Consider the following 9,894-nt stretch of genomic DNA (forward strand, 5'->3'; position numbering starts at 1 on the left):
GGCAGGGCTTCGCAGGCGATCCGCGTCTTGCCGGCGGCGACTTCGACGGCGAGGCCGGCGTGTTCCGCGGCGCTACGCTCCGCCTTTACTGTCGGGTGCCACGTCAGCGTGCGGTTCAGGAAGTCGTGGACATGCCGCGCCACCTCCGCCCGTGCCTCCGCTGCGCTACTGGTCGGCAGCGGGTAGAACGGCGCCACCGTCTCCACCGCGCCGCCACGTCCCGGGAGCTGCCCGGCGGCATGCAGGGCGAGCTTGTCGCGGACTTTCCGCAGCGCGTCGCGCGCCCTCCATGGCCGCCCGCGGCCTTTCGCGTTGCCAAGCTCCGCCGTGTCACGGAAGCGGTCCCACACCAGCGCGGCCAGTGTGTCCTCGTGCAGCAGCTCGCCGCGCTGAATGGCGTCACTGACCGCATGAAAGGCGAGCCGCGACAGGTAGGCGTCGCGGCCATCCACCACGCGGCCGGTGACGTCGCGGACAATCTCGCCGTCGCCGCGCGGTGCGCTGGCGGCCCGGGCGCGAGCCGGCGCTTCCTCTCGCCGCGGCAGCAGTCCCGCGGCCTCCGCCATAAAGCGGTGCAGCATGGCCGGCGTGATTTCCGGCAGGTCCTCTAAGGGGGTGTCCGTTAAATCGCCGTCCGGCCAGGTGTAGGGCTGCCGGGTGTCCGGGTGGATGCCGTAGGCGGCGAACTGCTGCCCGCTGGCCAGGACTTCGACCGCCGCCCCCTTGATGCCGGCGGCCATCTTCGGCATCGGCTCCGTCAGCCGATAGACACGCAATCGCTTCGGCCAGCGCCCGATGCGCAGCGGTCCCTCGCCGAGCCGGGCGACGGCCAGCGCGTCCAGGCGGTACGCGAGGTCCGGGTCGAGGACGTCAATATCCACGCCCGCGAGCTGGCCGCAGACGATGCCGACATTGCAGGCCGGGTGTGCGCTGACCTGCGCCGCGATCCAGGCGAGGTCAGGGACGAGCCGGCGTTGCCAGCCCTTCAGGAACGCGGCCTTGCCCTCCAGCGGGATCGGCGAATAGCCGAGGTCCGCGAGGCGAAGGGCGAGGGCGGCGAAGGGCGCGCCCGGTGGCGCTAGGCCGTCAGCATCATCCCGCGGCATGGCCACCCTCGCGTCGCGCTCGGCGCGGCGGGGCGGCGGGATCAGGCGGGGATGGCCGGCGGGAGCGCCGGGTTACGGGGTCATGCGGGCGGTTCTGGCCCATGGTCGCCTCTCACGGCGACGGCGGGGACTAGCGCGAACCGGTGCAAATGGGCCACACTGCGACAAGCGCGACACAGCGGGAGCGGCGCGGTTGACCGCGCTGTCATCAAGCTGGACTTGTCGAATGGGTAGAAGCTACCCAATATTGCGGTCTCGGCGGGTCACCACTCGTCGTCACTACCCAAGCTATTGGCCCTGCCGTGGATCAGACGGCGGGGCCGCCTTGCTTTTGGGGGCAAGGCGACCCACGGCGTTCGGGTATACGCCGTTCCGCGACGCTACTATATCCGCGCCGCAGTGCCAGCCCCCTTACCTTGGCTTACCCCCGCATGGCGTACGCGACGCCGCGAGCTGCCGTCGCAGTACGCCAATCTGGCGTAGCGAAAGCTCAATATCTAAGCCTTCACCGTCGCTCGGCGGCGTGACTGCCCATCGACAAACCTGCGACGACAGCACGCAATTGCATTAGCTCGCCGAGCAGCCGGTCTACCGTCGCCCATCGCGGTTCGCCGGGCCGCGCCTCGTGTTCGACCAGCGCCCCGGCTTGAAGCGTCGCATTCAGCGTCGCCCTGCTTCGCCGCGGATTGCGCGTTCTGATCGTCGCCAGTGCCAACTTCACATCGGCCTCGGTCGCGCCGTCGCCGAGCAGCGCGGCGATCTCTCCCGCCGTCATGTCGGGGGTCCGCTTTTTGATCTTGCGCGCGGCCTCGGCCTGCTCGGGCGTTATGCCGAGCCGCGGACGAAGCCATTCGGTATGCGGCGACGCCGCGCCGCAGTCAGGATCGGGTGGCGTACCGCGGAACTCCGTCTCCATGAGCGCCTCCTAGACCTCCACGTCATCCGGCGGCGCAGTCGTCCCGAGCCGGCGGGCGAGCTCACCTGCCGTCAACCGCTCGCCGCGTTCCGCTGCCGCGGTCAGCTCGCGCGCGAGGCCGGGCGTGGCCCGGAACTGATAGATCGGCGGTGCCTCACCGATGGCGCGGACGTAGGCATGGGCAGCGACGTTGACGGCGATGAAGTCATCCATCGCCGGCAGGCTGGCGGTCCTGCGCGGGCGCTTCATTGCCTCGCCTCAGCCGGTAGCGCGATCTGAATGGCGCCTGTCTGGAAGGCGATCTGCTGCGGCGGCGTGCTGCCGATGTCGTAGCCGACCCAGACGCCGAGAGCGCCGAACAAGGCCGCGGTAGTGGTGACGATGACGACGAGCGTCCGCGGAGTTTCGAACCGCGCCCAGGGATCGGCAGGCTGGCGCGTCATAGGACGACATCCGGCGGCAGCCCGGCTATGCCAAGGCGCTGGTACAGCTCCGCCGAGGTCAGCGGCTTACCGCGCTCGACCGCGGCGTCTAGCTCGCTCACTAACTCCCGCTCCCAACCCATGAACTCGAAAGCTGGCGGTGTCATCCCGAACCGCACTCGGTAGCGATCGGCTGCCGCGTCCAAGGCTTCATAGTCTACTGATGACGGCAGTCTGTCGCTCTTGTGCCAGTGCGTCACGTCGCCCTCGTCCCTTGCTGGCCGCCGCGGTGCCATCGCAACTCTTGCAACGCGGCAGTCCGCGCCCGTTCGTGCTGCGCGATCAGCCGCACCTCGACGGCGCGGGCGCGGGTGGCCGCTGCCCGGGCGCGGGTCGCCTGCGTGGCTCGTCGTGCGTCCTCCGCCTCCGCCATGACGACGGCCAGATGCTCCAGGACGTCGGTGTCGAGCGGGTCCCTCATGCGCTGGGACCTCGGGCAGCCCGCTCCTCTATTCGGCGCAGGTCCTCGCGCAGGACGTCGAGGGTGTCCGTCAGCGTCGCCAGAAGCTTCTCTGCGATCCTGGCTGCTTCGGGATGGCCGTCAGCGATCATCTCCCGAAGGATCTCGGCCTGCCGGACGCACCGGGCCTCGCCCTCGGCGACATGTCGGCGAGCCATCTCCAGCGGCGTCTCAGGTTTCATCGGCGCGCTCATGCTGTCGCCTCCAGCCGGCGCAGAAGCCGATCCACGGCGGAGCGATGCCAAGGCCCGCGGCCGGACGGCGAGGGTAGTCCGCGCGCATTCAGGGCGTCGCGGAAGTCGCCCAGGGTACGGCAGCCGGCAGCGCGCATCCCGGCGATGACCGGACCCAAATCCGCGGCCCGCTCCTGTGCCCGGGCGGCCTTCGCCGCGGCGGCGGCCCGGGCCTGCTCGGGCGTGCCGGCACGAAGGCGAGGGTTGCCGAGCGTCACGCCGCGGGCCTTCGCGGCGGCGAGCGCGGCCCGGGTTCGCTCCGAAATTAGGCCGGCCTCAAGCTCGGCGACTGCCGCCATCTGGGTCAGCATGAACTTCCCGACTGGCCCGGGCGGCAGGTCCGGGAGGTCGCAAAACACCACCCCGTCGCGGCCGGCGCCCCTGACAACCGCCAACAGGAACTCCGCGTCCCGGGCGAGCCGATCCACCTTCGGGACCAGCAGCGCCGCCCGGTGCCGGCGGCAGGCGGCCAGCGCCTCGGCGAGCTGCGGCCGGTCCTTCCGCTTGCCACCTTCGACCTCGATGCACTCGTCCACCAGGGTCGCGCCCTGCTGCCCGACGTAGCGGCCGACGACTTCGCGTTGCGCCTCGATGCCGAGGCCGGAGGCGCCCTGTCCCTGAGTAGAAACCCGTAGGTACGAAACGAAGCGCCTCACGCGACGCCCTCGCCTGCCTCGGTAAGCCTGTCCTGCCGCATGTCCCGTTTCCAACTGACCGTTTGACGGTATGGGACAGCGTAGCGGAGCGCCTTCGTTCTGCAAAGGAAATACCTCCGAACCGGCGCCCGGGGCGACATCAGAGGCGGTCATCACGGCAGCGACACTCCCGCCGCGATTGGGTAGCTTCTACCCATTGCGTGAGGGGTCACGGCAGGGCCACGTGAGGGGACGCGGTAGGGCATGAGCGATACCGAAGCGCGCTGGATGACCTTCCGCGAGCTGGCCGACGAACTCGGCATCTCGGCGCGGGCGGCCGAGGCCAGGGCACGCCGGCATATCCGCGCTGGGCGCTGGCGCCATCGGATCGATAACGACGCCCGGAAGACTGGCCGCGTGCTGGTGCCGGCCGCCGACCTCGCCGCCATGCGGCAGAACGCGGTAGGGGGCACGGTGGGGATACCGCGAGGGGTCTCGGATCCCCTACCGGATGGAGCACGCGAGAGGGACACCGAGCTGCTCCTGGCCGCCCTCCGAAAGGCCGAGGACCGCGCCGACCAGGAGGCGCAAGAGGCCGGCCAGCAGCGCGAGAGGGCGGTCCGGGCCGAGGGCGAAGCGACCGGTCTGCGGGAGGGGCTACGTGTAGCGGAGGACGGCCGGCGTGACGCCGAAGCCCGGGCCGCAGCCCTCGCCGGCGAGCTGACCGTCGAGCGCCAGCGGGCAACCACCGCCACCGATGCCGCCCAGCAGGCCCAGGCGCGGGCGCTGGCGGCCGAGGGCGAGGCCGCGGCGCTCCGGGATGCCGCGGCGCGGGCAGAGGCGCAGGCGGCCCTAGAGCACAAGGCGCGGCTAGCAATCGAGGCAGCGCAGGAGGCCGCGCAGGCCAGGGCGGAGGAGCTGACCCAGGGCGGGCGGCTCGGGCGGGCATGGCGCGCCCTGACGGGCCGGCGGGGACCATGAGCGCCGAGCATTGGTTAGCGATGTCGATGGCGTCCGCCGCCCTGACCTTCGCCATGCTGGGGGACGCGTCGATGCGGGTCATCGCCCTGGCCCTACTTGGCTCGGCGCTGGCCCTGGCCCTGTCGTGACCGAGGCCGTCGCCCGCGCCATGGCGCCGCAGAGCGCCTCGTAATCGAGGGCGGCCGGCGGCGCGGCCGTGGCAACCGGGCGGACCGCCGCGGCCTTGAGGGCGTCCTTCATGCGCCGGAACTCGGCGATGTAGGCGATCAGGTAGCCCGCCGCCTTGGCGCCGGTCAGTCGGGATATCAGGAACACGCAGCCATCGCGGTTCATCGTGACGTGCGACAGATCACCGCCGGGGCGTTCAGCCACAGCAAAATTGCTTTGGCGAAAATCGTCAGGACAATCCAGGTCGCGCCACGCTCTCAGGACGTCGTGGTGCCGCCGCCCTAGCTGCGCGGCAATGTCGCGGCTGTCCGCCCAAACGCGGCCGTCCCCGGCGCGCAGGACTGGCGCCAGGGCGACAGGCGGACCGAAGGCAGGGACGCCCGCGGCGTGCATAGTCACTTCCCAAGGCCGATAAGCGTGGCGATGGCGCGGCGCTGGTGTGCCATTTGGGCATCGCGGCGCCATGACCGCGGCAAGGGGCAGCGAGCTCACCCGCCCGGCGTCAGAACGCGGTCGTCGCCTTGCATGGCCGCGACCAGCAGCCGGCCTTCCGGGCTCCGCAGCGCCTCGTTCATCTGCGACGACGGCGGCGCACCGGGCAGCAGCCGTTCGCCGAGCGCGGCCAGCGCCGCCTGCCAGTAAGACGCTGGCGGCGAGCTGCCCTCGCGCTGCCGCGCCCTGGCCGCGGCGCCGGCGCGGGCAAGCTCCAGGGCCTCGGCGAGGTCGGCGGCACCCGTGCCAGCCGCAGTCTTGTGCACGGCGTCGCCGCCCGCCTGTAGTCGCGCCGCGGCCCGGCCTGCCGCGTCGGCATGCGCCTGTATCTGCGCCGCGACCTTGGCGACCGCGGCCTCGGCCATGCGCCGCAGGGCGTCAGGATCAAGCGGCATGGCGACCTCCGGGGCCGCGAGGTTCTTGAACAGCACCTGGCGGGCGCCGGTGTTGGCCGGCAGGTCCACGACCGAAATCTCCGCCAGCTCCAGGTCAGTCAGGCGGCGCTTCCGGCGACGGCGCGGTGCGTCCTCGAGATCACCGGTCATGCAACGCGCTCCTTCGCAGCGCTGGGCCTCGGCCTGAACAAGTCGCGCAGCGCCACCTCGTCGGCGTCAGCGAGAGGCGCGAACAGGCGCTCGGGACACGGCGCAGCGGCGAGCTGGTCAAGCAGACCGTGATGCGCGGCGGCAGCGCGGACCCGCGCCGGGTTCAGGACCTGCCGGCAAACCGTCCCCATGCCGAGAAGGCGCCGGGCCAGCACGTCACGTTGGACGAGTGCCGCCTTCAGCTCGGCCATCAGCTCATCCACACGCCGGCTTTGCGCCAGCAGCGCCCGCGCCGTCGCGGCCTTGTCGCCGCGCTGTACCGGCTGGGCCGCCCTACCGCGCTGCCGCGCTTCAAGAAGGTCGCCGAGCTGCTCGGCCGCGGCATCCTTGCGCGCGATGGCACCATCGACCTCGATCAGCAGTTCGGCCGTCCGCGCGTTCAACCATGCGCAGCGCGCCGTCGCCAGCCGGTCGCCACCGACAACAGCCTTCGCCAAGGCCGCGCGTTCGGCGACGACACGCTCTAGTTCTGCCGCCGCCGCGCGCCGGTGCCGTTCGAGGTCATTCATGCCGGCCAGGATCGCTGACGGCGTCTGCACCTCGCGCGGGATCGCCTCGCACGTCACCGGGCGCATTGATGCAGGGCCTCGGTGAAGGCGACGCCGCGCGGATCGTTCAGGGCGGCAGCGCGCTGATGGGTCGGCGGCAAGTCCGGCGCGAGGTGCTGGCCCAACTGGTCAAGCTGGTTCATCCAGAAGTTCCGCGAGCCCTTCGTCGGCATTTCCACAGCGAGGAGCGCCAGGGCCGCGAACTCAGTGTCGGGGTCTTGCGCGGAGGGCATCAGGCGGCCTCCGCCGGCGGCTCGGTCACCGCACCCAGCATCTGCTTCGCCCAGGCTTCGAGGGTTTTGCGATGCCCCGGGCTGACCGCCGGCAACGGGACGTGGCCCGTCAGTCCGGCGATGTGCAGCGCGCCGGCGGTCATGGTCCGGTTGCGCAGCCGGTTGTACTGCGTGCTGGTCAGGCCGCGCCGCGACAGGCTGGTCAGCTCCTGGTCATAGCCGGCAGCAGCGACGGCCAGGGCGCGGGCAGCGGCGTCGAACTCCTGCGCTCGCTGGATCAGGCTCTTCGCCTCCTCGGCCAGCACCGCCCGCCGCTCCGCGTCCTGGGCGGCCCTTTCCTTCGCCACTGCCGCGGCGTGCTGCTCGCGGGCCGTGGTCAGGGCGACGCTGAAGGTCTCTGCCTCGCGGACCAGCGCGTCACGCCGGGCATTGATCTCGGCCAGCCGCTTCGCCGCCTTGGCGTCGCCGGTCGCGGCCGGCAGCGCCAGCGGTCGGGCCTCTTCAGCGGCAGCGGCCTCCCGGACCGCGACCGTCGCCCGGTCGCCTTCCAGCTTCTCGATGACGCTCTGCCAGTATTCGCTGCCGTCCTCGGCCATATGGCGGCCCTCCATCGCCAGTCCTGTCCGCCATATCGAACGCCCGTGTTCGCGAGATGTCCAGGAAAGAACAGAGATTACAGACCTAAATCTTTAATGAGCGACGCCGAATACAACAGAACGGCGTGTTGCTCCTATCCCGGTCTGTCGCCTTCTTGGCCCCGCGCCCGCGCCAGCCGAAGTCGCCCGATCTCCCAGACCGTCGCCGCCAGCGGCACCGCCGCGGGGGTGACGCGAACGCTGATGCCTTTCGGCACCGCCAGCGGCGCCGCCGCGCCAGGGCCGACCCGGCGCATGCCGAAGGCGGCCGGCGGCAGGCCGTCCTGTTCCGGCGGGGCCGGCGGGGGCGAAGGGGGCAGGTCATCGGGCATGGGCGGCGTCCTGGTCGGGGGTGAAGGGGGCGGCGACGGCGCCGCGGCCTCGCCCTGGCTGGCCGGTTCGAAGACGGCCAACGGCGCGCCGGCAGCGGCCTTCAGCCACGCCCGAAGGGTCGGCAGGCGGTCAGCGTGGGCCCAGGCGGTGCGGGTCTGCTGTCCCCGACCGGCGGGGCGGTAGGCGACCGGAACCAGATCCGGGAGATCGTTGCAAAAGGGGTTTCGGGGACATGGCCCTATAGGAACTACCCATAGGGGTTTGTCCCCGAAATCGCCTCCGCAACAACCTGACCGCTGCAGGGCCTTTTTCGCCGCCTCGGCGGTCGGGAACAGGTCGGGGTAGGCGCGTGCCGCGTCGGTGGCGCTGGCCAGCACCACGCCGCGGGCCGCCATGCACTCGACCGGCCCGGGTGCCACGTCCTCCCAGCGCGTCAGGGTCGCCAGCGGCACCGGCGCCAGGACGTCGCCGGCCAGCAGGTAGACCTCCAGCGGATCGGCAGCGGTCCGGTTGATGCCCCGACCTCGGCCGATGACCTGCACCAGCTCGGCGTCGCAGATGGCGGCGCGCACCGCCTCGAGGTCCGGGTCGGCATAGGCGCGGACCGGCACGCCGGCGCCGGTGCCGTCCCGCATGGTGGCGCCGCGCGTCACCCGGGCGAGCTGCCCCGCCGGCACGGGTCGGCCGGTCAGGGCGGCGGCGAGCCGGCGCGTGTCCTCCGGGGCGGGCAGCGGGCGGCCAATAACGAACAGGTACCGCACCCCCGGCCGGCCGAGCTGCGGCCCCCATTCGTCGCGGCCGGCGATGTCGTTGAAGTGTGCCGTCTCCACCCCGGGCAGGTCGGCGAAGTGTGGCTCCAGGCCCTCATAGGTGACGACCAGCGTCCGGGCGCCGCCGGTGCGCAGGGCGATGAAGTCGCGCAGCTCCGCGATGCGGTTAAAGCGCCGGCTCTCATCCTCGCTGGTCTCCGGGTGAGGGACGATGGAAGTCTTGCCGAAGCCGCCGAGAACCTGGTGTACCCGCATGTGCGGCGCCGCCGCGCGGACCTCCGCCAGCAGCTCAAGGCGCGGCAGGCGATGGCGCAGCAAGTCGGCCGGCAAGGTCGCGTCCAGGAGCAGCATGGGCAGGTCCGTGACCGCTTCCGCGACCTCCCTCATGGTGTGCAGTAGGATAACCCGCTGCCGGCCCTCCGCCGTGTCGCGTATCGCCAGCTCGATCCGGCCGGTTGCCTCGTCGCCGCCTTCAAGCAGCGCGGCAGCGGCCTTCCACAGTGCGGACAACCGCGGGATCGCGGCATTGCCGGCACACCGCCGCTTGGCCTCCCGCCGGGCCTCGGGCGACATGCCGGGGCGCATGGCGTCCTTAACCTTGCGCTGCCACTCCAGCTTGTTGGCCATGGTGCAGCCTGCCGCGGTCAATCCTGCCGCCAGCAGCGCGGCGCGGGTTAGGTAGCCGTCCGGTGCTGCCTCAACTGCCGCTGCCATCTTCCGGCGCAGTACGTGCAGGTCGTTGGTCGCTTCGTCGTCCCGCTTCCTTGGGTCGTCGCGGCGCGGTACGGGGTGCTCAACTTCGCTGGCATTCAGCGTCTCCGCGATCAGGACGCGGCCCGGCTCTACGCCATCTTGCAGCCAGCCTTCATCGGCGATCACTAGCGCGAAGCCGCGACCGATCCCCGCCGGCAGGCTGCCAAGCATGACCTCATGCGGCGCCACCACCACGTCCGCGGTCGCCGCCGCCGCCTTCTGCTGCTGGTAGGCACAGGTCCCGGAGAACGGGCAGCGCGGGCCGTCACCCTTACCGCAGACCGCTTCCTCGACGTCCTGCAGAGCGTCGATCGCGTCCTGCACCGCCGACAGGTTGGAACACATGCGCGGGCTGTCGTCCGACGCTTTGGGGTCGATCTTCGCCCCTCGCCCGCGCCATGGCGCTACGCGAAGGCCGAGGGCGGCGAGGCGGTCGATGATCTCGTCGAGGCGGTCAATGACCTCAGCGCCGAGCTTGTGCGTCGGCACCGTGAACAGGATGCGGTGCGGCAGGCCGCGTGCCTTGGCCTCGGCGATGAAGCCG

Annotated in this window: 13 protein-coding genes and 1 pseudogene; 1 reads left to right on the forward strand and 13 read right to left on the reverse strand. The window is 71.5% G+C overall.

What is annotated here, in order from left to right; genetic code table 11:
- The 7 genes from Q7A36_RS35935 to Q7A36_RS35965 all read right to left on the reverse strand — a co-directional run.
- On the reverse strand, positions 1–1,106 hold a 1,106-nt coding region (locus tag Q7A36_RS35935; protein WP_305108606.1), incomplete at its 3' end, for a bifunctional DNA primase/polymerase.
- Between the two features lie 505 nt (positions 1,107–1,611).
- Positions 1,612–2,022 carry a hypothetical protein gene (locus Q7A36_RS35940; RefSeq protein WP_305108607.1) on the reverse strand — a complete coding sequence of 137 codons (411 nt, stop codon included), beginning with the start codon at positions 2,020–2,022 and terminating at the stop codon, positions 1,612–1,614.
- Positions 2,023–2,031: 9 nt separating this feature from the next.
- Positions 2,032–2,271: a hypothetical protein gene (locus Q7A36_RS35945; protein WP_305108608.1), complete on the reverse strand. Its 240-nt coding sequence runs from the start codon at positions 2,269–2,271 to the stop codon at positions 2,032–2,034.
- On the reverse strand, positions 2,268–2,465 hold the full coding sequence (locus Q7A36_RS35950) for a hypothetical protein (protein ID WP_305108609.1): 198 nt from the start codon (positions 2,463–2,465) through the stop codon (positions 2,268–2,270). The genes Q7A36_RS35945 and Q7A36_RS35950 overlap by 4 nt, the downstream gene beginning before the upstream one ends.
- 235 nt (positions 2,466–2,700) lie before the next feature.
- The gene (locus Q7A36_RS35955; protein ID WP_305108610.1) at positions 2,701–2,925 is read right to left on the reverse strand and encodes a hypothetical protein; all 225 of its coding nucleotides are present in this window, start codon (positions 2,923–2,925) and stop codon (positions 2,701–2,703) included.
- A complete protein-coding gene (locus Q7A36_RS35960; protein WP_305108611.1) occupies positions 2,922–3,158 on the reverse strand; it encodes a hypothetical protein in 237 nt (78 codons plus the stop codon). The genes Q7A36_RS35955 and Q7A36_RS35960 overlap by 4 nt, the downstream gene beginning before the upstream one ends.
- Positions 3,155–3,853: a recombinase family protein gene (locus Q7A36_RS35965; protein WP_305108612.1), complete on the reverse strand. Its 699-nt coding sequence runs from the start codon at positions 3,851–3,853 to the stop codon at positions 3,155–3,157. The genes Q7A36_RS35960 and Q7A36_RS35965 overlap by 4 nt, the downstream gene beginning before the upstream one ends.
- Before the next feature lie 243 nt (positions 3,854–4,096).
- Here Q7A36_RS35965 and Q7A36_RS35970 point away from each other — a divergent pair, with 243 nt between their 5' ends.
- On the forward strand, positions 4,097–4,813 hold the full coding sequence (locus Q7A36_RS35970; RefSeq protein WP_305108613.1) for a hypothetical protein: 717 nt from the start codon (positions 4,097–4,099) through the stop codon (positions 4,811–4,813).
- A gap of 78 nt (positions 4,814–4,891) precedes the next feature.
- Here the strand turns inward: Q7A36_RS35970 and Q7A36_RS35975 are convergent, their stop codons facing one another.
- The 6 genes and pseudogenes from Q7A36_RS35975 to Q7A36_RS36000 all read right to left on the reverse strand — a co-directional run.
- A complete protein-coding gene (locus Q7A36_RS35975; protein WP_305108614.1) occupies positions 4,892–5,374 on the reverse strand; it encodes a Rha family transcriptional regulator in 483 nt (160 codons plus the stop codon).
- 95 nt (positions 5,375–5,469) lie between these two features.
- Entirely contained in the window at positions 5,470–6,018 is a 549-nt protein-coding gene (locus Q7A36_RS35980; protein ID WP_305108615.1) for a hypothetical protein, read from the reverse strand.
- A complete protein-coding gene (locus Q7A36_RS35985) occupies positions 6,015–6,653 on the reverse strand; it encodes a hypothetical protein (RefSeq protein WP_305108616.1) in 639 nt (212 codons plus the stop codon). The genes Q7A36_RS35980 and Q7A36_RS35985 overlap by 4 nt, the downstream gene beginning before the upstream one ends.
- On the reverse strand, positions 6,641–6,859 hold the full coding sequence (locus Q7A36_RS35990; RefSeq protein WP_305108617.1) for a hypothetical protein: 219 nt from the start codon (positions 6,857–6,859) through the stop codon (positions 6,641–6,643). The genes Q7A36_RS35985 and Q7A36_RS35990 overlap by 13 nt, the downstream gene beginning before the upstream one ends.
- Positions 6,859–7,470, reverse strand: coding sequence for a hypothetical protein (locus Q7A36_RS35995; protein ID WP_305108618.1), 612 nt, complete (start codon positions 7,468–7,470; stop codon positions 6,859–6,861). The genes Q7A36_RS35990 and Q7A36_RS35995 overlap by 1 nt, the downstream gene beginning before the upstream one ends.
- A 119-nt stretch (positions 7,471–7,589) precedes the next feature.
- A pseudogene (locus tag Q7A36_RS36000) lies at positions 7,590–9,894 on the reverse strand (hypothetical protein); the annotation flags it as partial.

It is taken from the genome of Paracraurococcus lichenis (assembly GCF_030657435.1).
Lineage (GTDB): Bacteria > Pseudomonadota > Alphaproteobacteria > Acetobacterales > Acetobacteraceae > Paracraurococcus > Paracraurococcus lichenis.

Excerpts from the sequence above, each read along its gene's own strand:
- Q7A36_RS35940 (WP_305108607.1), bottom strand. The coding sequence starts at position 2,022 with ATGGAGACGGAGTTCCGCGGTACGCCACCCGATCCTGACTGCGGCGCG.
- Q7A36_RS35945 (WP_305108608.1), bottom strand. The coding sequence starts at position 2,271 with ATGAAGCGCCCGCGCAGGACCGCCAGCCTGCCGGCGATGGATGACTTC.
- Q7A36_RS35950 (WP_305108609.1), bottom strand. The coding sequence starts at position 2,465 with ATGACGCGCCAGCCTGCCGATCCCTGGGCGCGGTTCGAAACTCCGCGG.
- Q7A36_RS35955 (WP_305108610.1), bottom strand. The coding sequence starts at position 2,925 with ATGAGGGACCCGCTCGACACCGACGTCCTGGAGCATCTGGCCGTCGTC.
- Q7A36_RS35960 (WP_305108611.1), bottom strand. The coding sequence starts at position 3,158 with ATGAGCGCGCCGATGAAACCTGAGACGCCGCTGGAGATGGCTCGCCGA.
- Q7A36_RS35970 (WP_305108613.1), top strand. The coding sequence starts at position 4,097 with ATGAGCGATACCGAAGCGCGCTGGATGACCTTCCGCGAGCTGGCCGAC.
- Q7A36_RS35975 (WP_305108614.1), bottom strand. The coding sequence starts at position 5,374 with ATGCACGCCGCGGGCGTCCCTGCCTTCGGTCCGCCTGTCGCCCTGGCG.
- Q7A36_RS35980 (WP_305108615.1), bottom strand. The coding sequence starts at position 6,018 with ATGACCGGTGATCTCGAGGACGCACCGCGCCGTCGCCGGAAGCGCCGC.
- Q7A36_RS35985 (WP_305108616.1), bottom strand. The coding sequence starts at position 6,653 with ATGCGCCCGGTGACGTGCGAGGCGATCCCGCGCGAGGTGCAGACGCCG.
- Q7A36_RS35990 (WP_305108617.1), bottom strand. The coding sequence starts at position 6,859 with ATGCCCTCCGCGCAAGACCCCGACACTGAGTTCGCGGCCCTGGCGCTC.
- Q7A36_RS35995 (WP_305108618.1), bottom strand. The coding sequence starts at position 7,470 with ATGGAGGGCCGCCATATGGCCGAGGACGGCAGCGAATACTGGCAGAGC.